Annotated in this window: 19 protein-coding genes; 11 read left to right on the top strand and 8 right to left on the bottom strand. The window is 60.4% G+C overall.

Translation table 11 applies throughout. The annotated features are described in order from the left end of the window. Positions 1-145: 145 nt before the first annotated feature. Complete coding sequence (locus tag BLV41_RS07845; protein ID WP_044571994.1) at positions 146-1,738, top strand: LCP family protein; 1,593 nt, start codon at positions 146-148, stop codon at positions 1,736-1,738. A gap of 73 nt (positions 1,739-1,811) precedes the next feature. Here the strand turns inward: BLV41_RS07845 and BLV41_RS07840 are convergent, their stop codons facing one another. Then, positions 1,812-3,818, bottom strand: a complete 2,007-nt coding sequence (locus tag BLV41_RS07840) for a M13 family metallopeptidase (RefSeq protein WP_170835514.1) — start codon at positions 3,816-3,818, stop codon at positions 1,812-1,814. 227 nt (positions 3,819-4,045) lie between these two features. On the opposite strand from BLV41_RS07840, the gene leuA reads away from it, so the two are divergent. The 3 genes from leuA to BLV41_RS07825 all read left to right on the top strand — a co-directional run bounded on the left by leuA (position 4,046) and on the right by BLV41_RS07825 (position 7,504). Further along, entirely contained in the window at positions 4,046-5,788 is a 1,743-nt protein-coding gene (gene leuA / locus BLV41_RS07835; RefSeq protein ID WP_074711254.1) for a 2-isopropylmalate synthase, read from the top strand. Between the two features lie 125 nt (positions 5,789-5,913). Continuing rightward, positions 5,914-6,666 carry a DNA repair protein RecO gene (recO, locus tag BLV41_RS07830; protein ID WP_074711253.1) on the top strand — a complete coding sequence of 251 codons (753 nt, stop codon included), beginning with the start codon at positions 5,914-5,916 and terminating at the stop codon, positions 6,664-6,666. 4 nt (positions 6,667-6,670) lie between these two features. Then, the gene (locus BLV41_RS07825) at positions 6,671-7,504 is read left to right on the top strand and encodes an isoprenyl transferase (protein ID WP_074711252.1); all 834 of its coding nucleotides are present in this window, start codon (positions 6,671-6,673) and stop codon (positions 7,502-7,504) included. On the opposite strand, the gene BLV41_RS07820 is transcribed toward BLV41_RS07825, so the two are convergent. Continuing rightward, entirely contained in the window at positions 7,505-8,563 is a 1,059-nt protein-coding gene (locus tag BLV41_RS07820) for an alpha/beta hydrolase (protein ID WP_244516792.1), read from the bottom strand. After that, on the bottom strand, positions 8,560-10,233 hold the full coding sequence (locus BLV41_RS07815; RefSeq protein WP_074711251.1) for an FAD-binding dehydrogenase: 1,674 nt from the start codon (positions 10,231-10,233) through the stop codon (positions 8,560-8,562). The genes BLV41_RS07820 and BLV41_RS07815 overlap by 4 nt, the downstream gene beginning before the upstream one ends. Positions 10,234-10,326: 93 nt before the next feature. Between BLV41_RS07815 and BLV41_RS07810 the strand changes: the two genes are divergently transcribed. Next, entirely contained in the window at positions 10,327-11,394 is a 1,068-nt protein-coding gene (locus tag BLV41_RS07810; protein ID WP_074711250.1) for a quinone-dependent dihydroorotate dehydrogenase, read from the top strand. 148 nt (positions 11,395-11,542) lie between these two features. Here BLV41_RS07810 and BLV41_RS07805 read toward each other — a convergent pair whose 3' ends face one another. Continuing rightward, positions 11,543-12,547 carry an aldo/keto reductase family protein gene (locus BLV41_RS07805; protein WP_074711249.1) on the bottom strand — a complete coding sequence of 335 codons (1,005 nt, stop codon included), beginning with the start codon at positions 12,545-12,547 and terminating at the stop codon, positions 11,543-11,545. A 141-nt stretch (positions 12,548-12,688) separates the two neighbouring features. After that, complete coding sequence (locus tag BLV41_RS07800; protein ID WP_074711248.1) at positions 12,689-13,309, bottom strand: DUF3043 domain-containing protein; 621 nt, start codon at positions 13,307-13,309, stop codon at positions 12,689-12,691. A gap of 72 nt (positions 13,310-13,381) precedes the next feature. Here BLV41_RS07800 and BLV41_RS07795 point away from each other — a divergent pair, with 72 nt between their 5' ends. From BLV41_RS07795 to BLV41_RS07775, 5 genes are all read left to right on the top strand, one after another. Continuing rightward, positions 13,382-14,821, top strand: coding sequence for a dipeptidase (locus BLV41_RS07795; RefSeq protein WP_083360656.1), 1,440 nt, complete (start codon positions 13,382-13,384; stop codon positions 14,819-14,821). A 100-nt stretch (positions 14,822-14,921) separates the two neighbouring features. Further along, positions 14,922-15,308 (top strand): HesB/IscA family protein, encoded by a 387-nt coding sequence (locus BLV41_RS07790; RefSeq protein ID WP_044572015.1) that lies wholly within the window; start codon positions 14,922-14,924, stop codon positions 15,306-15,308. Between the two features lie 185 nt (positions 15,309-15,493). Further along, entirely contained in the window at positions 15,494-16,366 is an 873-nt protein-coding gene (gene ctaC / locus BLV41_RS07785) for an aa3-type cytochrome oxidase subunit II (RefSeq protein WP_044572017.1), read from the top strand. Positions 16,367-16,379: 13 nt separating this feature from the next. Further along, complete coding sequence (gene ctaD, locus BLV41_RS07780; RefSeq protein ID WP_074711247.1) at positions 16,380-18,083, top strand: aa3-type cytochrome oxidase subunit I; 1,704 nt, start codon at positions 16,380-16,382, stop codon at positions 18,081-18,083. Next, positions 18,083-18,484, top strand: a complete 402-nt coding sequence (locus BLV41_RS07775) for a cytochrome c oxidase subunit 4 (RefSeq protein WP_044572020.1) — start codon at positions 18,083-18,085, stop codon at positions 18,482-18,484. Before ctaD ends, BLV41_RS07775 begins: the two co-directional genes overlap by 1 nt. A gap of 100 nt (positions 18,485-18,584) precedes the next feature. Here the strand turns inward: BLV41_RS07775 and BLV41_RS07770 are convergent, their stop codons facing one another. Then, positions 18,585-18,872, bottom strand: coding sequence for an HPr family phosphocarrier protein (locus tag BLV41_RS07770; protein WP_074711246.1), 288 nt, complete (start codon positions 18,870-18,872; stop codon positions 18,585-18,587). A 79-nt stretch (positions 18,873-18,951) separates the two neighbouring features. Here BLV41_RS07770 and BLV41_RS07765 point away from each other — a divergent pair, with 79 nt between their 5' ends. Next, entirely contained in the window at positions 18,952-19,731 is a 780-nt protein-coding gene (locus tag BLV41_RS07765) for a GntR family transcriptional regulator (RefSeq protein ID WP_170835438.1), read from the top strand. Positions 19,732-19,902: 171 nt separating this feature from the next. Here the strand turns inward: BLV41_RS07765 and qcrB are convergent, their stop codons facing one another. Together qcrB and qcrA are read right to left on the bottom strand one after the other, a co-directional pair. Next, positions 19,903-21,576 (bottom strand): cytochrome bc1 complex cytochrome b subunit, encoded by a 1,674-nt coding sequence (gene qcrB / locus BLV41_RS07760; protein WP_074711245.1) that lies wholly within the window; start codon positions 21,574-21,576, stop codon positions 19,903-19,905. A 2-nt stretch (positions 21,577-21,578) separates the two neighbouring features. Continuing rightward, positions 21,579-22,607, bottom strand: a complete 1,029-nt coding sequence (gene qcrA / locus BLV41_RS07755) for a cytochrome bc1 complex Rieske iron-sulfur subunit (protein ID WP_074711244.1) — start codon at positions 22,605-22,607, stop codon at positions 21,579-21,581.

Raw genomic sequence — 22,607 nt, 5'->3', positions numbered from 1 at the left:
TTGGGCCGCCATTTTGTGTCCGCGGTGAGTGCGCGCTGTTGCGGCAACTTCAAGGGACTTCATCGTTGCCGTGTGGCTTGGGGGTTGTTCCCAGTCTTCACGACTAAACTCTTGAGAGTTATTATTCGCAGTGAAAGGTTGGAACATGGGGCGACGCCGTGCCGAAACGGGGGCAGCGGAAGCTGTCAGCACCCCTCGCAGGAAAGCGCATCGCGAAAACGAGCCCGTGGGGAGGCACTTTCGGCCCCGTGCCAAGGCACCCCTGTGGCTTCGCATTACGACGATCGCTGTTACTGCCGTGTTGGTCCTTGGCGTCGGTGCCGCGGGAGCGTTGGTCTTCAAGCTGCAAAACAATGTCACCACGGCTCCGCTGAACGCTGGGGTTAAGAATGGCGATTCCGGGCAGCCTGAAAATGCAGACACCGGCGCGTTGCAGATTCTGATCCTGGGCACCGACACCCGCGACGGCGCCAACAGCCAATACGGAAGCGAAGAAGACTCCACGGGTGAAGGCAACTCAGATGTCATGCTCCTTATGGACATCTCCGCCGACAACAGTCACGTTTCGGTCACCAGCTTTCCCCGGGATTTGATCGTACCGATCCCAGATTGCAAGCCGGCCGCCGGAGGAGACCCCGTTGCGGGGACACCTGCAGGACAGCTCAATGCGGCCCTTCGGGTTGGCCCAGGGTGTACCGTTGCGGCCATCAATGACATGACCGGCCTGACAATCGACCACTTCATGCTGGCCGATTTTACGGCCGTGAAGGAGCTCTCCAACGCCCTGGGCGGCGTTGAAGTGTGCGTTGACCACGCCATGTACGACGACGACGGATCCTGGCTTAAGCTTCCCGCCGGAAAGAGCCTGGTCCAGGGCGAACAAGCCTTGGCCTTCGTCCGTACCCGCCACGCATTTGGCGATTCGAGCGACCTTGCCCGCATCAAGGCTCAGCAGTACTTCCTGGGCTCCATGGTTCGCAAGGTCAAGAGCGAGGGTACTTTGACCAACTTGCCCAAGCTGTACAACCTGGCCGATGTGGTCACGAAAAACCTCACCATCGATGAGGGCTTGGCCAACATTCCCTCCATGATCAGCATCGCCAACCGTTTGGCGAAGATTGACTTGGCAAACGTTGCCTTTGTTACAGTGCCCTACGAGGCTTATGTGGCAGATAACGCCCGTGTCCAGTTGAAGGAACCGGAAGCCGGACAGTACTTTGCCGCCCTACGCCAGGGAACATCCTTGACGGGTGCCCCCGCAACAGCCAGCCCCAGCGCTGCGGCAGCCTCTGGCACGCCGTCGGACACGGCAACAGTGGCACCCACGACCGAGGCACCCGTCTACGACAAAGCCATCCAGCAGGTCAGCGTCACTAATGCCTCCGCCGTCGTAGGACGCTCGATCGAGTTGCTGCAGGCGCTCTCGACCGCCGGGTTCACGGGGGCGTGGCAGGCCGGAGATGTGCCATCTGTGAATGAAACTCAGGTTCTCTACGGGGCCGACATGGGCGATGTTGCAGCCGATGTTGCTGCATTGTTCAAGATCCCGGCCACCGCCGTCAAGTCCGATCCAACGATCACGGGCGTCAGTGTTGTGGTGGGAACCGATTGGGCATCAGGAACTGCGTTTGGTGCTGTGGTGGTCCCGCCGGACATTGTTGCCAGCACGGCAGACGACAGCGCAGGCTGCCTCACGGTCAACCCGCTCAAGTACTATCCGACTCCGTTTGTTCAATAACTTTCGTCACTAAGCGAGGGCGGGGTTGGCCGGGTTTTCTCCCGTCCAACCCCGCCCTTGCTTTTACACTCTGTTACCAGATGCTCACACGGTCTGCAGGATCGCGCCACATGTCGTCTCCGGAGGCCGTCTCGAACGCTTCATGGAAGGCATCGAGGTTGCTGGCTACAGCGTTGCAACGAAGCTCGGAGGGGGAATGGGGGTCGATCGTCAGACGCCGGATAGCCTCTTCCGGGCGAATCTTCGCACGCCAGCACTCTGCCCAGGAGAAGAAGAAGCGTTGCGCTCCCGAGAGCGAGTCAATGACGGGGGAGTCCTGTCCGCCAAGGCTGAGCTGGTACGCCTTGAAACCGATCGCGAGTCCGCCGAGGTCACCAATGTTTTCGCCCAGGGTGAGTTCTCCGTTGACAAATTCACCCGGCGCAGCTGTGGGGGATAGTACGTTGTACTGGTCCACCAGCTTGGCCGTCAGCTTCACAAAAGCCTCGCGATCCGCATCGCTCCACCAGTTGCGCAGCGCGCCAGTGCCATCAAATTGTGAGCCCTGATCGTCAAATCCGTGCCCAATCTCGTGGCCAATGACGGCGCCAATCCCGCCGTAGTTGGCGGCGTCGTCGGCGTCGGCGTCAAAGAACGGCGGCTGCAGTATGGCTGCTGGGAAGACCACCTCATTCATGGTCGGGTTGTAATAGGCGTTGACGGTTTGCGGAGTCATCAACCATTCGTCACGGTCAATGGGGGCGCCAATCTTGGCCAGTTGGCGGGCCAGTTCAAAAGCATTGCTGCGTTCAATATTGCCCAGCAGATCACCAGCAACAATTCTCAAGCTGGAGTAATCCCGCCATTTGCTCGGGTACCCGATCTTGGGTGTGAACGCGGCAAGCTTTTCCAGCGCCCGGCCCTTGGTTTCTTCACCCATCCAGCTCAGCTCGACAATGCTGATGCGGTAAGCCTCAATGAGGTTGGCAACGAGCTTTTCCATGTGCGTCTTGTGCGTTTCGGGGAAGTGCTCAGCCACATACAGCTGGCCCACGGCCTCGCCCAAAACACCCTCAACCAATCCAACACCGCGCTTCCAGCGTTCCCGGATGGATGGCGTGCCACTGAGCGTTGTTCCATGGAACGCAAAGTTGGTGTCAACAAAGTCCTTGGAGAGGTACGGTGCCAGGCTTGCGATGGTCCGCATGGCCAGCCACGCTTGCCAATCCGCCAAGCGATCTTGCATGAGCAGTGCCTGCTGACCCAAGAAAAACGCCGGGGTGGCTACCACCATTTCGTGGCTTTGCTCGGCCGTGATGCCCAGGGCATCCAACCAGGCTTCCAGGTCCGGCAGCAGGGCCAGGACTTCGCCATGGCTCATGAGGTTGTAGGTCTTCTGCGGGTCGCGCAGGGACACCTTGTCCAGATGTGTTGCGGCAATCTCGGTTTCCAATGCCATGATGCGCGGGGCTTTGGCTGCTGCGTCGGCAACACCGGCCAGTTCCAGCATTCTTTGTACGTGGCTCACGTAAGCGGTGCGAACGGACTCGAACTTCTCGTCCCGGTAATAGGACTCGTCCGGCAGGCCAAGGCCCGCCTGGAAAAGGTGAAGGAGCGCGCGTTCGGGATTTCCGGCGTCGTTGCTTACATAGGCGCCAAAGAGGGTGCTGCCACCTGTGCGGTCCAGATCGCCCATGAGGCGCACCAAGGCATCAATGGAGTCGGCCGCGTCGATCGCAGCCAGCTTCTCGGTGAGCGGTGACGCTCCAGCGGCTTCGATGGCCGCTTCATCCATGAAGTCGGAGTAAAGCGCACCGATCTTCGCGGAGAGCTCCGGGTTGGCGGCATCCGGATTGGCATGCTCGCGGCCTGCGTGCTCAATGATGGCCTTGACCGCGGCCTCCGAATCGTCTCGGAGGGTGATGAATGAACCCGTGAGAGCCCGGTCCTCAGGGATTACCTCCGACTCCAGCCAGGCGCCGTTGACGTGATTGAACAAGTCATCCTGGGGCCGTACGCTCGGGTCAATATTGCGCAAATTGATACCGGAATGTCTCAAATGGATCGATTCCCCTTCGGTGGGTTGGCTGTGATCGATCATCATGCCGGCTACACACGGGTGGATGAAAGCACAGAGGTGAGTTGGTTCACTATCATCCTACGTGCCGTGCTAATCTAAAAATGTGCGCACTGGAATGCTTCTTCTTAGCTGCCGCGGCGAGGCCTCGAACCCGTTGAATTGATCAACGTGGAAGATGGCCACCCTCGCTGCGGTGTTTGTGTTGCCCGGCCGGCCCACTCGTTGAACAAGATTGAAGGTCACCTCCAATGCGAAATGCGCAAAAAACCTCTGGAATGCCCGTCCACCGGTACATCCCGTTCCAGGATCAGATTTCGGTAAATCTGCCCGACCGCACCTGGCCCGACAAGGTCATTACGAAGGCCCCGCGCTGGTGCGCCGTGGACTTGCGCGATGGCAACCAGGCCCTCATTGACCCCATGAGCCCCGGCCGCAAGCTGAAGATGTTCCAGCTGCTGGTCAAGATGGGCTTTAAGGAAATCGAAGTTGGGTTTCCCTCCGCATCACAAACAGACTTTGACTTTGTTCGCCAGCTGATCGAGGGCGGGCACATCCCGGACGACGTCACGATCCAGGTTCTGACCCAGGCCCGCGAACACTTGATCGAGCGGACCTACGAGTCCCTCGTGGGTGCTAAGACGGCCATCGTTCACCTGTACAACTCCACCTCGGTTCTGCAGCGCCGCGTTGTCTTCAACCAAGATGAAGACGGGATCTTGGACATTGCCTTGCAGGGTGCCCGCTTGTGCAAGAAGTACGAAGAGACACTGACCGACACGGTGATCACGTACGAGTACTCGCCCGAGTCCTTCACCGGCACGGAACCGGAGTATGCGCTGCGCGTGTGCAACGCAATCGCCGACATTTTCGAGGCCTCGGCTGACAACCAGGTCATCATGAACCTGCCGGCCACGGTCGAAATGGCCAGCCCCAACGTCTACGCCGATTCCATCGAGTGGATGAGTCGCAATCTGCACCCGCGGGAAGGCATCATTCTTTCCCTTCACCCGCACAATGACCGCGGCACCGGCGTTGCCGCCGCTGAGCTGGGTTACCTGGCCGGCGCTGACCGGATTGAGGGCTGCCTGTTTGGCAACGGCGAACGCACAGGAAATGTGGACCTGGTGACGTTGGGCCTGAACATGTTCACCCAGGGTGTCGATCCCATGCTGGACTTCTCCAACATTGATGAGATTCGCCGCACGGTTGAGTACTGCAACCAGCTGCCCGTTCCGGAACGATCCCCCTACGGTGGCGATCTGGTGTTCACTGCCTTCTCGGGTTCGCACCAGGACGCCATCAAGAAGGGTTTCGATGCCATGGCCGCTGACGCGCAGGCTGCCGGCGTCGATGTTGACCAGCACACCTGGGCCGTACCGTACCTGCCTATTGACCCGAAGGATCTGGGGCGCAGCTACGAAGCTGTCATCCGCGTCAACTCCCAGTCCGGCAAGGGCGGTGTGGCTTACCTGCTCAAGAACGAGCACAGCCTTGACCTGCCGCGCCGTGCACAGATCGAGTTCTCCGGCGTCATTCAGAAGCGCACCGATACCGTCGGTGGCGAGGTCAGCGCCGCGGAGCTGTGGACCATCTTCAAGGATGAGTACCTGCCCGGGGAGAGCGCTGATGAGCAGTGGGGCCATTACCGCATTGGCCCGTTCACAACCTCCACAGACGACGACGGGGAGGTGACCCTGACCGCCAAGATCTCGATCGCCGGGGTCGTGCAGAGTCGTACGGGAACCGGCAACGGTCCTATCGCAGCACTGCTGGCCATCCTGTCCGAGGATGGTATGGATGTCCGCGTCCTGGATTACACCGAGCATGCCTTGTCCGAGGGTGGCGACGCCCGTGCCGCGGCCTTCGTCGAGTGTGCCGTTGGCGAACGAGTGCTGTGGGGTGTTGGTATTGACGCCAACACTGCCACTTCCTCATTGAAGGCTGTTATTTCCGCAGTCAACCGTGCTATCCGGGACATCCAGACGGACTAGGCCCCTCCTGCTCCGCCCTTCTTCGCCGTGGCAACCAGTGTGAGCTGGCTGCCACGGCGAAGGCGTTTAAGGCCCACGGTGCGTCCTCCGCCTGCGCAGGAGCCTAAAGGTGGGAGAATAGGGGAGTGTCCAATCAATCTTTCGCTGCTCGCACCTACCGTGATGACGCCGTGGTGCTGCGTACCCACAAGCTGGGTGAGGCGGATCGGATCATCACCTTGTTGACCCACCGGCATGGCCAGCTCCGCGCGGTGGCCAAGGGTGTCAGGCGCACCAACAGCAAGTTTGGTGCTCGCCTGGAACCGTTCATGGTGGCGGACTTGCAACTGGTCAAGGGCCGTACCTTGGACATCGTGACCCAGGCCGTGGCGAAGGCTAGTTACGGCGACGCCATCGCGGCCAATTACGATCGCTACGTGGTGGCTGCGGCCATGACGGAAACAGCAGAGCGGCTCACGGACGTCGATGGAGAAACCTCCACGGCTCACTATCTGCTGCTGGTGGGAGCGCTGGCCTCGTTGAGCCGCGGCGCACATTCACCCGAGCTGATCCTTGATTCATACCTATTGCGGGCCGTCTCGATTGCTGGATGGGCGCCCAGCTTTTCCGACTGTGCACGTTGCGGTGAACCAGGTCCACATGGTGCGTTTAACGCCGCACTGGGTGGGGCGGTTTGCCATGACTGCCGGCCGCCCGGCTCGGCGGCACCTGCCGCGGAAACCATGAATTTGCTAGGTCACCTCTTAAGCGGCGACTGGGCCGGGGCGGATGCCTCACAAAATATTCACCGACGTGAAGCCGCCGGACTGGTGGCTGGATACGTGCAATGGCATTTGGAACGCACGGTGCGTTCCCTCAAACTTGTGGAGCGTGTGTAGGAAAATGGCAGTGCAGCGCAGGAGCAGTAACAGGAACACCACTCGGAGCAAAGCCAAGGCCCCGGTCGTGGCCCCGTGGTCGCACCCCACGGGGGCCGTGGTTCCGGCCATCCCGGCCGAGCTCATTCCTCACCACGTCGCGATCGTCATGGATGGCAATGGCCGCTGGGCCAATCAGCGTGGATTGCCGCGCATTGAGGGCCACAAAGCAGGTGAACCGGCGCTGCTGGACGTCATGGCAGGTGCCATTGAAATGGGCATCAAGCATGTGAGTGTCTATGCATTTTCAACTGAGAACTGGAAGCGCTCACCCGAAGAAGTTCGCTTCCTCATGGGTTTTAACAAGGACGTACTAAGACGTCAGCGAGATCAGCTGGATGCGTGGGGTGTTCGCATTCGTTGGGCGGGCCGCCGGCCCAAGCTGTGGGGCTCGGTCATCAAGGAACTGGAAGCTGCGCAGGAATACACCAAAGACAATGACGTCATCACGTTGACCATGTGTGTTAACTACGGGGGCAGGGCCGAACTCGGCGATGCCGTCGCCGCGTTGGCCGCCGATGTTGCCTCCGGGCGGCTGAACCCGAAATCGGTCAACGAAAAGACCGTCCAGAAGTACCTGTACGTCCCAGATATGCCCGACGTTGACTTGTTCTTGCGCTCCAGCGGCGAACAGCGACTCTCCAACTTCCTGCTCTGGCAATCTGCCTACGCCGAGTTTGTCTTCATGGACACGCTCTGGCCAGACGTGGACCGGAGGACCTTGTGGGCAGCTGTTGACGAGTACGCCCGCCGTGACCGCCGCTATGGCGGGGCGGTGGATGCGGCCACACAGGCCTAGCTAGTCCACATAGCCGCGGAGCCAACGCTCCAGCCGTTCATACGCGTGGGTGCGGACCGCGGCGTTGGAGAGGAACACCTCGTGCAGGGCACCGTCAATGCGTTCCAGGGTCACGCTGTTCCCAAGGGAGAGCGTCCGGAGTGCGAGGGATCGCACATCGAGCACCACATCGGCGTGCAACATGCCATCGCTCCACACAGGGCCCAGCATGCTCTTTGAGGAGAGCAAGACAAGAACGGGCATGGGCAGCTTGAGTCCGGCCGCAACTTCCTGCTGTGCAGCCAAAATGGCCTTCATCCAACCTGCCCTGACGGGAAAAGCCCGCGGTGGACGCAACTTCTTATCGACGGGCCATTCCCCATAGGCGTCGGAGCTGATGCCGCGCCAGTAAAAGGATCTTTCCGGGACGCGCATGCGCATCAGCGGCCGCAGATCGGCAAGCTGCACCAGGGGCGTGGCGGCTCGCCGAATGGCAGGTCCGCCCTGGATCTCCAGCCACGGACTGTTGAGGAGCAGATGGCTTACGAGTCCCGGATGATGGTGCGCCCACAGTGTGGCAGTCAATCCCCCGGTTGAGTGCCCCATCAAGATGACGGGGTGATCGGTGCCTGTGGCTCCCGGGCCGCCGGACTCCTGGGCAATGATTGTGTGGGCAGCCAAAAGTTCGGCGTCGTAGTCCGACAAATCTGCGACGTAGCCGCCCAATTCCGGTGAACCCAGGCTGCGGCCGTGGTTGTGCAAATCCACCGCGTAGAACGGGTACCCCCGGTTGGTGAAGAATTCAGCCAATCCCGTGTTGTAAAAGTAGTCGCTCCAGCCGTGGATAAACAGCACCGGCGGCTTGTTGCCAGAACCTCGCTCACGTGGCACGGATGTGCTAGAAACGCGTGGTCGGTGCCTGATCAAAGTGGCCTGATAGGTGGCTGCAGCGGGATCCTCACCGCCGCCAACCGCGTTTGCTCCCAGTGGCAACGCTAGCGTTGTTGCCTGGTAATCGGGGCCCAAGATATCCGGAACCCATTCCACGGCATCAGCAGACTGTGCCCCCTCATGGTTCATGAACCCGTGGCCTCCGCCGCATGGCGCCCCGCCGCACGGCCAGAGAACAAACAGCCGCCAAGGAAGGTTCCTTCCAGTGACCGGTAACCGTGCATGCCGCCCCCGCCAAAGCCGGCCGCCTCGCCTGCTGCATACAGCCCCGGGATGGGAGCCCCGTCAGCCCCCAACACTCGGGAGTTCAAATCCGTGAGCAGACCCCCGAGGCTTTTGCGTGTCAGGGTTGTCAGCCGTACGGCGATCAGGGGGCCGTGCTCGGCGGCCAACATGGCGTGTGGGGGAACAACCCGCATCAGCTTGTCTGTTGCAAAACGGCGAGCCTCACGGATTGCATTGAGCTGGGTGTCCTTGCCCAAACCGCTCGCCACCTGCATATCGCGGGACGCGAGGGTCTCATGCAAAGCGGCGGGATTGATGAGTTCGGAGTTGACGAGCTCATTCATTTTCACGGCAAGTTCCTCTGCCGTGTCGGCCTGAATAAAATCAATGCCCGCGTCGAGGAACTTTTGAACCGGGCCTGTGGCGCCCGGTAGTGCGCGTTTGGCGAGCAGTTTCACGTCTTTTCCGGTGAGATCGGGATTCTGTTCCGAGCCGGAGAGGGCAAATTCCTTACTGATGATGGTTTTGTTCAACACAAACCATGAGTGGTCGTGGCCAGTGGTTTCCAGATGCCGCAGGGTGCCCAGTGAATCAAAACCGGGAAAGAGAGGGACGGGAAGCCTGTGCCCCGTGGCGTCCAACCATAGGGGAGAAGGTCCGGAAAGAATGCGGATGCCATGATTGGGCCATACCGGATCCGGGTTGTGGATGCCTTCGGGGTAGTGCCACATGCGGTCCGTATTGATCAAGGCGCCACCGGCCGCGCCCACTGCTTGTTGGAACTCGCCGTCCACCGAGGCGGGAACACCGGTGAGCATGGTCCTGGGGCCCGTCCCACCGGGCCACTGATCCCTGACCATGGGATGGTTGCCGCCAATTCCGCCAGTTGTCACGACGACGGCGCCGGCGCTAACGCTGAACTCGCCGGCTACTTCTCGGCTGCTTTCCTCACCGCGCGCAGCAACGGATGCCACCAGGCGCTGGCCCCGCACCCCGGTGACAGTTCCGGCGTCGAACATTAACTCGGTGGCCCGGTGCCTGAAGGCAAAACGCACCCTGCCTGCCGCCACGCCTGCCTGGAGTTTGGACAAGAACGGCGCCAGAATACCGGGACCGGTGCCCCACACAACGTGGAAGCGGGGGACCGAATTGCCGTGACCCTCAGCGTCGTAACCGCCGCGTTCGGCCCACTGCACCAACGGGAAGAATCTCACTCCGAGAGCATGCAGCCAGGCACGTTTCTCACCGGCGGCAAATTCAACATAAGCCCGCGCCCAGCGACGCGGCCACAGGTCCTCCGGGCGGTCAAAAGCGGCAGAGCCCAGCCAGTCGCCCAGGGCCAGCTCCGGCGAGTCCTTCACTCCCAGGTGCCGCTGCTCCGGCGAATCGACCAGGAAAATGCCGCCAAAGGACCAATGTGCCTGACCGCCCAGGGACGCCTCAGGTTCTTGATCAAGGATGAGTACCTTGCGGCCAGCGTTGTAAGCCTCCGCTGCGCTGACCAGTCCCGAAAGGCCAGCACCCACCACCACAACGTCCGCGTCCTGCCACAATCCACCGTCATTGCTTTCCATGTGGTCATGCTAACCCGCTTTTCGAGTGTGACAGCGCCTGCATTTCATGGGCGGCGTTTTGCAGATGGGGTGCGGAACCGGAAAACTAGGGGTATGCGAATTTACCCCACAGTTTTCCGGCTCTGTTTTTCCTGGATGGACGCCGAACGGGCGCACAAGATCGGTTTCTCCATGATCAAGGCGATCCATGCCGTGGGTGCCGGTGCTGTCCTGCGCCGCATGTTCACGCCGCCGGCGTCACTGCAGACCGAAGCGCTTGGCCTGAGATTCCCCACCCCCTTCGGCCTTGCGGCGGGCTTCGACAAGGAGGGCAAGGGCATCGGTGCCCTTGCCAACCTGGGCTTCGGCCACGTTGAGGTAGGCACCATTACGGGCCAGTCCCAGCCCGGCAACCCGCAGCCGCGCCTGTTCCGCCTGGTCGAGGACCGTGCCGTGATCAACCGCATGGGCTTCAACAACGACGGTGCCGCCGCCGTCGCACCGCGCCTTAAGGACGCGCTGGCTGAGCTGGGCAAGACGTACCCCGGTGTGCGCCCAGTGGTGGGCGTCAACATTGGCAAAACCAAGGTGGTGGAGCTGGAGGACGCGCTCGAGGACTACCTCGTCAGCGCCCGCACACTGGCGCCCTCTGCCGACTACATGGTGGTCAATGTCAGCTCGCCCAATACCCCCGGCCTGCGGTTGCTCCAGGACGTGGCAACACTGCGCCCCCTGCTGAGTGGTGTGCGCGAAGCCGCCGATGCCGCCGCCGGGCGCCACGTGCCGCTGCTGGTAAAGATCGCCCCCGACCTGGCCGATGAGGACGTTGCCGACGTCGCCGCCCTGGCGCTGGAACTCAAGCTCGACGGCATCATCTGCACCAACACCACCATCAGCCGCGAGGGTCTGGCCAGCCCGGCCGACTTGGTGGAGGAAAAGGGTGCCGGCGGACTCTCCGGCGCGCCCCTCAAGGCCCGGTCACTGGCGGTCCTGAAACAGCTCAAGTCCATCGTGGGGGACAACCTCACGCTCATTTCCGTGGGCGGTGTGGAAACCGGTGCAGAGGTCCAGGAACGCCTCGACGCCGGCGCCAGCCTGGTCCAGGGCTACACAGCCTTCCTCTATGAGGGCCCCTTCTGGGCGGCCCGCATCAACAAGGAACTGGCCGCCCTACGCAAGTAGCAATGCACGCGACCACGGGCCGTCAGTGGGCCCGGCGCAGGACCGCCGTTTTTCCGGCGACTATCCGACGCGTCGGCCGCGGGCGGCCTTTGGCGTCTCCTGTGCGTCGCCTACAAAAAATGCCGGCTCCTGCGCCGCGGTCAATCCGCTACACCACGCGCGTTGGCGGGCTCTGCGTCTTGGCTGGATCGTTCACTACGGACGGGGCCAGGGCAGCATCCATGGCTGTCATGAGCTCCACCGGGATCTTCACGCCGGCGGCCTTCACGTTCTCGGCAACCTGCTCGGGCCGGGAGGCACCAACGAGAGCCGTGGCCACGTTTGGATTTTGCAACACCCAGGCGATCGCGAGCTGCGGCATGCTCAGCCCCAGTTCGTCGGCGATGGGGCGCAGCTTCTGCACATTCGTCAAGATGTCATCGTCGAGGAACGCCGCAATGGTGTTCTTGCCGCCTTGCTCGTCGGTGGCGCGTGATCCGGCCGGCAACGGCGCCCCTGGCAGATACTTTCCACTCAGTACGCCCTGAGCCATGGGAGACCAAACCACTTGGGACATGCCCAATTCAACGGACGCGGGAATGACCTCGGATTCAATGACGCGCCAGAGGGCCGAGTACTGCGGCTGGTTGGAGACGAGGGAGAAGCCCGCTTCTCGAGCCAACTCCTGCCCAGCCCTCAGTTGCTTGGCGTTCCATTCGGACACGCCAATGTACAGGGCCTTTCCTGAGCGAACCACGTCAGCAAAAGCGTGGATGGTCTCTTCCAAAGGCGTTTCGTAGTCGTAACGGTGTGCCTGGTAGAGGTCAACGTAGTCCATGTTGAGGCGGCGCAGGGAGTTGTTGATTCCCTCCATGATGTGCTTGCGCGATAGCCCGGTGTCGTTGGGCCCCTTGGGTCCTACGGGCCAGTAAACCTTCGTGAAGACTTCCAGCGATTCACGGCGTTCGGAGGTGAGAGCTGCTCCCAGTACCTCCTCGGCTGCCCCGTTGGCGTACACGTCGGCCGTGTCAAAGGTGGTGATGCCGGCGTCGAGCGCGGCACGAACACAGGCGGTGGCGACGTCGTTCTCCACCTGCGATCCGTGGGTGAGCCAGTTGCCGTAGGTGATTTCGGTGATTTTGAGGCCTGACCGGCCCAGGTAGCGGTATTCCATGGTTTCAGCCTAGCGGCCGAGGGGCCCCGCACAAGCGAAGCGAGTGGTGGGGAGGCCACACTTAAAGTGCGACGCCGGCCGCTTCCCTTGGAAGCGACCGGCGTGTTGTGCATTTGGTTCAGGCTTGGGAGGGCGTGGGGATTAGGAAGGCCATTCCCCGCGCTTGACCATGGGCTTGGGCAGGCGCAGGCGGCGGAACTGCATGGACCGCATGCTGCCGTACCAAACAACGCCTGAGTCAACGGTGCCAAACTTGTCAGCGATCTTGCGCTTGAGCTTGCGGGACATGAGCCAGGTGTCGATGGCCACGAACGCCACCATGACCCAGAACAGGCCAAAGATGATCAGCTGGGAGTCGTTGGCGGTGCCATCAGCATTGCGGGTGGGGATCAGGACGGTCAACAGCACAATGGCCAGAGCGGCGAACATGACAAATTCACCGAGGCTAAAGCGCGCATCGACGAAATCGCGGGCGTAGCGCTTCTGGGGTCCCTTGTCACGGATGGGAAGGAATCGTTCCTCGCCGGTATCGAGGGCGCGCCGCATGCGGGCTTGCTCTTCGCGACGAGCGTCGCGTGCGGCGACCTTGGCTGCTGCACGGTCGTTGGGGACCAGGGGGCGCTTACGTGCCTCTTCCTGGGCCTTGCGCGACGGCGTGGGAACGCCCTTGGCCGACTGCGGGTCCTTGGACCGGGCAATCTGCTCGTCGGAGGCAGGCATTACCTGCGGGTCAGGGGCTTGATCTTTCTTACGTCCAAACACCCGTACAGAATACCCTGTGTGGGGCCGCCATCTTGACCGCCGTCACTTTTCCGTGGAGGTACGCTGGAAAACATGACCCTTCACGATTCATCCGCCACCACGCATGGCGTAGAACTGACAAACATCACCGCGCAGCTCCCCACCTCTGAGTTGCGCCAAAGTGTTGCCGCCAACTTTGCTGCAACTGTTGGCGAACTCATTGACCTCGTCGCCATTCCGGGCATTGCTTGGGAAGCATTCGATGAAAAGCAGTTGGAACGCAGCGCCGAGGCAGTCGCGGCCCTCATCCGTTCCACCGGCCTGGACGACGTCCAGATCCTCCGAGTTCCCAACGACGACGGCGGCCAGGGTGGGCCGGCTGTTGTTGCCCGGAAAGCTGCGGCGCCGGGCAAGCCAACCGTGGTTCTCTACGCCCATCACGACGTCCAGCCGCCAGGCGACAACGGCCTCTGGGATTCCGAGCCGTTCACCGCCGTCGAACGCAATGGCCGGCTGTATGGGCGCGGGGCAGCCGATGACAAGGCCGGCATCATGGCCCACATCGCCTCCTTCCGTGCCATGACAGAGATCCTCGGTGACGCGTTCGGCGTCGGCGTCACCTTCTTTATTGAGGGTGAAGAGGAGGCTGGCTCGCCCACGTTCGCCCGATTCCTCGAAACGCACCGGGAGCTGCTTGCCGGCGATGTCATCATTGTGGCCGATTCGGCGAACTGGCAGGTTGGCATTCCCGCGCTGACCACCAGCCTGCGCGGCCTCGTAGACGGCACCGTCGAGGTGCGGGTAACCGACCATGCCGTGCACTCGGGCATGTTTGGTGGACCCATCCTTGACGCGCCAACCTTGCTGGCCCGCCTCATTGCCACCTTCCATGACGAGCACGGTTCGGTTGCCATTCAGGGTCTCCACCAGGGCGGGGAAACCGTTGTGGACTACCCGGAGGACAGCTTCCGTGCCGATGCTGGCGTGCTCGACGGCGTCCAGCTGGCCGGGCAGGGCAGCATCACCTCCCGACTGTGGACCCAGCCGGCACTTTCGGTCATTGGCATGGACATCCCGTCCGTGGACATGAGTTCAAACACGCTGCTGTCCTCGGCGCGAGCCAAGATCAGCCTTCGTGTGGCACCTGGCCAGGACCCGGCCGCTGCACTGGCGGCCTTGGAGGCGCACGTGGTGGCGCATGCCCCGTTCGGTGCGCAGGCAACATTTACTGCCGGTGAGGCGGGACAGCCCTTCGCAACCGATACCCATGCACCCGCGGCCCAGGCCGCACTCTGGGCCTTGGGGGAGTCGTGGGGGGTCGCCGCCGTCGAAACCGGAATGGGCGGATCAATCCCGTTCATCGCCGATTTGAAGGAAACATACCCGGAAGCGCAAATTCTCGTGACGGGCGTCGAAGATCCTGATTCAAGGGCCCACAGCGCCAATGAATCCCTGCACCTTGGCGACTTTGAGAAGGCCATCGTGGCACAGGCAATGCTCCTGGCCGCTATTAACGAAGGCGCCTTGGGGTAGCCCCCGGGAACACAAGCGCTCCCGGCGCTGTTGTCACTAGTTAGCGCCCGTGCCGGGCTCGACGTAGCATTGTAGTAGTACCCCCACGTTAGGAAATGCCATGACTGCAAATGTCCACGAAGAAACCTCAACCTCCGCCGCGGCAGAGGCTGAATTGCCCACCCACGGTGTTCTGATCACCGATGTTGCTGCGGGTAAGGTACGCAGCCTTCTGGAACAAGAAGGCCGCACGGACCTGCGCTTGCGCGTGGCTGTCCAGCCCGGTGGCTGCTCGGGCCTGATCTACCAGCTGTACTTTGACGAGCGCGTGCTTGACGGCGACGCCGTACGTGACTTCGACGGCGTTGAAGTCGTCATCGACAAGATGAGCGTGCCCTACCTTGATGGTGCCAGCATCGACTTTGAGGACACCATTTCAAAGCAGGGCTTCACCATTGACAACCCGAACGCCGGCGGCTCTTGCGCCTGCGGAGATTCATTCCACTAAGTAAAGACTTCTACTCGATGTAGAGCTGCGCGGAAAAGTTTCCCGATGGACATCCGACGCACGGAGGGTTTGGTGCGCATTTTGCGCGCCATAGCGGTAAGCTCTACATCGAGTAGTAAAACCCATTTAGCTCCAGTGGCCCCAGAGGCCGCCGCTGAGCGCAGTAACAAGAGGAAGGGCCGTCTGTGAGTTCGCAGGACCGAACCGGCAGCCGACGCGCAAAAGTCATCCCCATCGCTGGGTTGGCTATTGCCGGAGCGTTAGCTTTGTCAGGATGCACGGCAGAGAGTAAGAACGGCTGGTTGCCAGCCGAACGTGATAACACCAATCACACAGCAGGAATCATTGACCTCTGGGTCAATTCCTGGATCACAGTCTTGATTATCGGCCTGATCACCTGGGCCTTGATCATCTGGTGCATCATTGCCTACCGTCGACGCAAGGGCGCCACCGGCTACCCGCGCCAGACCAGCTACAACCTCCCGTTGGAGATTTTTTACACACTGATTCCCCTCTTCATGGTGCTGGTGTTCTTCCACTTCACCAACGTTGAGCAGGAATCGATCAACGCACGCGTTGACAACCCTGATGTCACTATCGACGTCCGGGCCAAGCAGTGGTCTTTTGATTTCAACTATGTGCAAGGAAATGACGTCAAGGACGCTGTGTACTCAGCTGGTGTCCAGGCGACCTTGGACGGCAAGCCGATCGACAAGTCGAAGCTTCCCACCTTGTACCTGCCGATCAACCGATCAGTAGAGCTTCAGCTGAACTCCCGCGAAGTGATTCACTCCTTCTGGGTCCCGGCGTTCCTTGACAAGAAGGACATGCTTCCCGGCAAGACGAACTACATGACCCTGACGCCGACGGCGCTGGGTACGTTCGACGGTAAGTGCGCTGAACTCTGCGGCGAGTACCACTCTGAAATGCTCTTCAATGTCAAGGTTGTCACGCAGGCCGAGTTCGATGCGCACCTCGCAGAGCTCAAGGCCAAGGGCCAGACCGGAAACATCGGCGAAGAGTACGACCGTAATCCTAACCTGAACGCAACGAAGTAGGGGGGAGAGGAAAGTGTCTACGCTCGAGTACTCGGCGACCGAAGTAAATTCGGCAGCACCTAGGGTTGTTCCGGTATCCAAGGGACGCATTGTCGTCAACTGGATCACCTCAACAGACCACAAGACAATCGGCTACATGTACCTGATTGCATCATTTATTTTCTTCTGCCTCGGCGGCGTCATGGCGCTTGTCATCAGGGCGGAACTGTTTGAACCCGGTATGCAGATCCTGCAGACCAAAGACCAGTACAACCAGCTGTTCACCATGCACGGCACCATCATGCTGCTCATGTTTGCAACGCCGCTGTTCGCAGGCTTTGCCAACGTCATCATGCCGTTGCAAATTGGTGCTCCCGACGTTGCCTTCCCGCGTCTGAACGCCCTGGCTTTCTGGTTCTTCCTCTTTGGCAGCACCATTGCCGTTGCTGGTTTCATCACCCCTCAGGGCGCTGCAGCCTTCGGCTGGTTTGCCTACGCGCCGCTGTCCAACACCACCTTCAGTCCCGGCGTTGGCGGTGACTTGTGGGTCTTCGGACTTGCACTGTCAGGTTTCGGAACCATCCTTGGTTCCGTCAACTTCATCACCACCATCATTTGCATGCGTGCCCCCGGCATGACCATGTGGCGTATGCCGATCTTCACCTGGAACACCCTGGTGACCGGTATCTTGGTCCTCATGGCTTTCCCGCCGTTGGCAGCTGCCCTGTTCGCGCTTGGTGCTGACCGCCGCTTCGGTGCTCACATCTTTGATGCCGAATTTGGTGGAGCCATGTTGTGGCAGCACTTGTTCTGGTTCTTCGGCCACCCGGAGGTTTACATCATTGCCTTGCCGTTCTTCGGTATTGTCTCTGAGATCTTCCCGGTCTTTAGCCGCAAGCCGATCTTTGGTTACAAGGGTCTTGTCTTTGCAACCATTGCCATCGCTGCCCTGTCCGTCACAGTGTGGGCTCACCACATGTACGTGACCGGCCAGGTCATGCTGCCGTTCTTCTCCTTCATGACGATGCTGATCGCAGTTCCGACTGGTGTGAAGTTCTTCAACTGGATCGGCACCATGTGGCGAGGTTCGCTGACATTTGAGACGCCCATGCTCTGGAGCATCGGCTTCTTGATTACCTTCCTGTTCGGTGGTTTGACCGGTATTATCCTGGCCTCACCCCCGCTGGACTTCCACGTCTCGGACACCTACTTCGTGGTTGCGCACTTCCACTATGTGGTCTTCGGAACCGTGGTGTTCGCCATGTTCGCCGGTTTCTACTTCTGGTGGCCCAAGTTCACCGGCAGGATGCTCAACGAGCGCCTGGGCAAGATCCACTTCTGGCTTTTGTTCCTTGGCTTCCACGGCACCTTCCTGATCCAGCATTGGCTGGGTGTCTTGGGTATGCCGCGACGTTACGCCGACTACATGGTTGAAGACAACTTCACCTGGATGAACCAGTTCTCCACGATTTCCTCGTTCGTCTTGGGCGCCTCGATGATTCCGTGGTTCTGGAATGTTTACATCACCTGGCGTAGTGGCAAGAAGGTTGAAGTTGACGATCCTTGGGGCTTTGGTGCCTCACTTGAGTGGGCTACCTCTTGCCCGCCGCCGCGTCACAACTTCACCTCGCTGCCCCGTATCCGTTCGGAACGTCCGGCCCTGGATCTTCACCATCCTGAGCTGGCACCGCACTACGTACCTGCAGCTACGATTGCATCCTCGAAGGGAGCCAAGTAGTGAAAATCGAAGCATGGTTGTTCTTGCTGCTCGGCATCTTCTTCCTTCCGGTCGCAACCGTTTACGGTTTCATGGTCAATTGGACCGAACACGTTGGATACCTCGCCATCTACCTCGTAGCTGGCCTGTGTCTGATGATTGGCATCTACGTCTGGTACACCGGTAACCGGGTTGGTCCTCGTCCCGAGGATCGCCTGGACGCCGAGGTTCACGAAGGCTCCGGCGAACAGGGTCACTTCAGTCCCTGGAGCTGGTGGCCGCTGGTTCTCGGCCTGTCCGCCGCAACGAGCTTCCTGGGCGTTGCAGTTGGCTGGTGGATCTTCCTGATCGGAGCTGGCCTTGCGGTCATCGCACTGGTTGGCTGGGTCTACGAGTACAGCCGTGGAGACCACGCTCACTAGAGTTGAATAGATAAGCAAAAAGGATGGTCCCTCACCTAAGGTGAGGGACCATCCTTTTTTGCGTTAAACAAGACGGTCCGCTGAGCGCCCTTCTGCAGCCCTAAGCCGGGTCGGACAGATCGGTGTCCAGCAGGGCCGCCAAGCTGTCCACAGCGGCCTCTATGGACGCCGCATCGGCGTCACAGGAGCTGACGCTGATGACTAGTTCGGAGCCGAATTCGAAATCCGCGCTCATGACCGCAAGGAGAGACCGTGCATCGATCGCGGACATGCCTTCCTTGGCCAACGTGATGGGAAGGCCGGTTCGGTTAACGGCACGAACAAACACAGCGGCAGGGCGGGCGTGCAGACCGACGCTGGCCGCCACTGTGGCTTTCCGGGTGTACATGGTTGACTCCTTGAGACGTAGATGTTCTGTATAGAGAGTAGTCGTGTTTTAGGCTGGTACCGGTAAACAGAGGAGTTTCATGGGCTTTTTGGTGCCGCCGGCGGAAGATATCCCGGGGGAGCTGGACCGGAACACGCAAGTGTCCGTTCATATTCAATTGCGTGAGTTGTTGCGCAGCTACATTCAAAACCACAGCAAGGCCGGAAACCAGCTGCCCTCCGAGCGCGACATGGCCGTTCGCTTTGGTGTGGCCCGCATGACGCTGCGTCATGCCGTGGAGGCCCTCGTTGAGGAGGGGCTGCTAGAGCGCGTGGTGGGTATTGGCACCTTTGTGGCCAGGACCAAGCTGGACGTGACCTTGAAGCTCACCTCCTATTCAGAAGAGATGGCGCGGCGCGGCATGCGGCCATCGGCAAGGACACTTGCCTTTGAGCAGATTCCAGCCACTGCCCGTCTGGCCAGAGAGCTGCAGATTGACGAAGGCCAGCACGTCATCCGCCTGCGCCGCCTGCTGCTGGCCGACGATGAGCCCATGAGCGTGGATGAGAATTTCATCCCGGCCTGGCGGGTGCCCGGCATTCTCGACGCCGGTGCGCCGTCGTCCCTCTACAACGTTTTGGGGGAGCGGTACGGTCTCGTGATCGAGTGGGGCGAGGACATCATCGAGGCCAACGCGGCCACACCGTCCATCGCCCGACTGCTGAAAGTGGAAATGGGGGCTCCTGTGCTGCGCACCGAACGCCACGCCTTCGTAGCGCGTTCCACCGTGGATTACTCAGTGTCCTTTTATCGTGCCGACCGCTACAAGCTGCGTGTGCCCCTTCAACGGCCCGGTGTCCGGGCTCGACGCATGTACTAGGCCGTGGCCCAGGTGGGCCCAGAAGGGCCAGTTGCAGCCCGCCAGTGCCCTGTGGCATGAAGTTCCAAGGGCCAGGAATACGCCGGGACTTCGAAAGGCTGGTTCACATGAAAAAGGCTGTGGCCCGGTTCCCTTGCGGGAGCCGGGCCACAGCCTTTTAGTGTGATGCCCTTAGTGCGTTACAGCCTTCTCGTCATCACCGCTGGCCTCGATGGCCTCGTGGTGGTGACCGGCTTCCAGCTCTGAAGGTGTAGCAGGTGCTACGCGATCCTCGAAGAAGAAGCTGCTGAGCTTGGCTCGCAGGTTTTCCTTCTTGGTGACGATCCCGTTTTCGTTCGGGATGCCTTCTTCAGGAACGGGAGACTCATAACCAACCAGCTTGTAGCGCTTGTAGTCATCGAGCTGTGCATGGATTTCCTGGAATTCACCGTGCGGCAGGCGCACAATGCGTCCGGTCTCACGGCCGTGCAGGGCGATCTCGCGATCCTTACGCTGGAGCGCCAGGGCTACGCGCTTGGTAACGATGAAGCCAAGTACCGGGCCGATGAAGAACAGGGCACGCAACCAGTAAGTTACATCGTTCAACGCAACGTGGAAGTGAGTTGCAATCAAGTCAGAGCTTGCTGCTGCCCACATGACGCAGTAGAAGATGAAACCTGCAACACCGATCGCCGTACGGGTCGGGGCGTTGCGCGGGCGGTCCAGAACGTGGTGTTCACGGTTGTCGCGGGTTACCCAACGCTCAATCCACGGGTACATGAACAGCAAGGTGAAGACGATGCCTGCAGGGATCAAGGCCGGGCCAAGAACGTTGAAGGTCAGCGTGTTGGTGCCCCACGGCAACGGGATGTTCCATTCCATTGGAATGTTGAACAACCAACCGGGCATCAGACGAAGGGCACCATCAACCCAGCCGATGTACCAGTCAGGCTGGGTGCCTGCGGAAACGGGGGAGGGGTCATACGGGCCGTAGTTCCAGATCGGGTTGATCTGGAAGAAGCCTGCGATCAAGGCAATGATGCCGAAGACGATAAAGAAGAAACCGCCAGCCTTTGCAGCGTATACCGGGCCAAGGGGGTAGCCGACGACGTTGCGGTCGTTGCGTCCCGGGCCGGGGTACTGCGTGTGCTTGTGGACAACAACCATGAACAAGTGGATGGCAATCATCAACAGGATCATGGCCGGAACCAGCATGATATGCATCATGTACAGACGGCTGATGATAGCCGTTCCCGGGAATTCTCCACCGAAGAGGAAGAACGAGATGTACGTTCCGACGATCGGGATCGACTTGACCACACCATCAATAATGCGCAAACCGTTGCCGGAAAGCAGGTCATCGGGGAGTGAGTAGCCGGTGAAACCAGCAGCCAGTGACAGGATCAGCAGGACACCGCCCACAACCCAGTTCAGTTCGCGCGGCTTGCGGAAGGCGCCCGTGAAGAAGACGCGCAGCATGTGCACGGAGACGGCAGCGACGAAAAGAAGTGCTGACCAGTGGTGAACCTGGCGCATGAACAAGCCGCCACGAATTTCAAAAGAGATGTCCAAAGAGGAGCTGTACGCCACAGACATTTCAACGCCCTTGAGGGGCACGTAGACGCCGTCGTAGTGGGTTTCAGCCATGGACGGATCAAAGAAGAACGTCAGGAAGGTACCTGAGAGAAGCAAGATGACGAAGGCGTAGAGTGCCACTTCACCAAACATGAAGGACCAGTGGTCCGGGAAGACCTTGCGGCCGAATTCGCGCAGAATCCCTGAACCGCCAACGCGCTCATCAACAAAGTTGGTGATGCGGCCTGTGGAGGTCTTGGGTTCGAACGGAGTTTGAGTTGCTGCAGACATGTTTAGCCACGCTCCCAAAAGCTCGGTCCAACAGGTTCGTGGAAGTCGCTCTGAGCGACCAGGTAGCCGTCAGCATCGACCGTGATCGGCAGCTGGGGCAACGGGCGGACGGCAGGGCCAAAGATGACCTTGCATTCCTGCGTCAGGTCGAAGGTCGACTGGTGGCAGGGGCACAACAGGTGGTGCGTCTGCTGCTCGTACAGGGCAACAGGGCAACCAACGTGGGTGCAAATTTTGGAGTAGGCAACGATTCCGTTGTAGCCCCAGTCTTCGCGACCTTCGGACGGGTTAAGGTCCTCGGGCTTGAGACGCATCAACAACACCACAGCCTTGGCCTTGGCGTTGAGCTTGCCTTCATGCATTTCGTTCAAGGATTCGGGAATCACGTGGAACGCGGAGCCGATGGTGACATCGGAGGCCTTGATGGGGGTACCGTCGGGATCGCGAGCAAGACGCTCGCCTTCCTTCCAGAGGGTGTGTCGCAAGGTATCTCCGGGCAGCGGACCAAGGTCGCGGAAGATTGCAATTGCCGGCAACGGAGCCAGTGCGACGGCGCCGATGAGGGTGTTGCGGATCAACGGGCGGCGCTTGATGCCGGTCTCGTCGATGATGTCATCGACAATCTTGACAGCGGCCAAACGGTCCTCTTCGCTGCGAATCTCATGACGTTCCTCGGCCACTTCGTGGTCAGGCATGAGGGCGCGTGCCCAGTGAACAATGCCCGTTCCAATGCCCAGCATGGCAAAAGCCACGCCCAAGCCCAGGAACGTGTTCTGGATGCGCAAGGTCGCGATGGTGTCATCGAGGCGAACGCCAAAGTAGCCAACGAAGAACAGCAGCGTGCCCACGATGGAAATAATGAACAGCCATGCCACCTGGCGCTCGGCGCGCTTTGCTGCCTTGGGGTTCGTATCAGCTAGTCGCAAACGATGTGGAGGCAGTCCCGGATCTTGGAACCTATCCACCTCTTTGTGACCAGCCTTAGCTACGGCGTCCGAGCTTGTCGGCGTGCCGTCACTATGGTTGCCCAT

It is taken from the genome of Arthrobacter alpinus, from assembly GCF_900105965.1.
GTDB lineage: Bacteria > Actinomycetota > Actinomycetes > Actinomycetales > Micrococcaceae > Specibacter > Specibacter alpinus.
Note: the sequence above shows the minus strand (reverse complement) of the source record. Positions and strands in the feature narration are given on the sequence as shown.

Excerpts from the sequence above, each read along its gene's own strand:
- BLV41_RS07845 (WP_044571994.1), top strand. The coding sequence starts at position 146 with ATGGGGCGACGCCGTGCCGAAACGGGGGCAGCGGAAGCTGTCAGCACC.
- BLV41_RS07840 (WP_170835514.1), bottom strand. The coding sequence starts at position 3,818 with ATGATCGATCACAGCCAACCCACCGAAGGGGAATCGATCCATTTGAGA.
- leuA (WP_074711254.1), top strand. The coding sequence starts at position 4,046 with ATGCGAAATGCGCAAAAAACCTCTGGAATGCCCGTCCACCGGTACATC.
- BLV41_RS07825 (WP_074711252.1), top strand. The coding sequence starts at position 6,671 with ATGGCAGTGCAGCGCAGGAGCAGTAACAGGAACACCACTCGGAGCAAA.
- BLV41_RS07820 (WP_244516792.1), bottom strand. The coding sequence starts at position 8,563 with ATGAACCATGAGGGGGCACAGTCTGCTGATGCCGTGGAATGGGTTCCG.
- BLV41_RS07815 (WP_074711251.1), bottom strand. The coding sequence starts at position 10,233 with ATGGAAAGCAATGACGGTGGATTGTGGCAGGACGCGGACGTTGTGGTG.
- BLV41_RS07810 (WP_074711250.1), top strand. The coding sequence starts at position 10,327 with ATGCGAATTTACCCCACAGTTTTCCGGCTCTGTTTTTCCTGGATGGAC.
- BLV41_RS07805 (WP_074711249.1), bottom strand. The coding sequence starts at position 12,547 with ATGGAATACCGCTACCTGGGCCGGTCAGGCCTCAAAATCACCGAAATC.
- BLV41_RS07795 (WP_083360656.1), top strand. The coding sequence starts at position 13,382 with ATGACCCTTCACGATTCATCCGCCACCACGCATGGCGTAGAACTGACA.
- BLV41_RS07790 (WP_044572015.1), top strand. The coding sequence starts at position 14,922 with ATGACTGCAAATGTCCACGAAGAAACCTCAACCTCCGCCGCGGCAGAG.
- BLV41_RS07770 (WP_074711246.1), bottom strand. The coding sequence starts at position 18,872 with ATGTACACCCGGAAAGCCACAGTGGCGGCCAGCGTCGGTCTGCACGCC.
- BLV41_RS07765 (WP_170835438.1), top strand. The coding sequence starts at position 18,952 with ATGGGCTTTTTGGTGCCGCCGGCGGAAGATATCCCGGGGGAGCTGGAC.
- qcrB (WP_074711245.1), bottom strand. The coding sequence starts at position 21,576 with ATGTCTGCAGCAACTCAAACTCCGTTCGAACCCAAGACCTCCACAGGC.
- qcrA (WP_074711244.1), bottom strand. The coding sequence starts at position 22,607 with ATGGGCAACCATAGTGACGGCACGCCGACAAGCTCGGACGCCGTAGCT.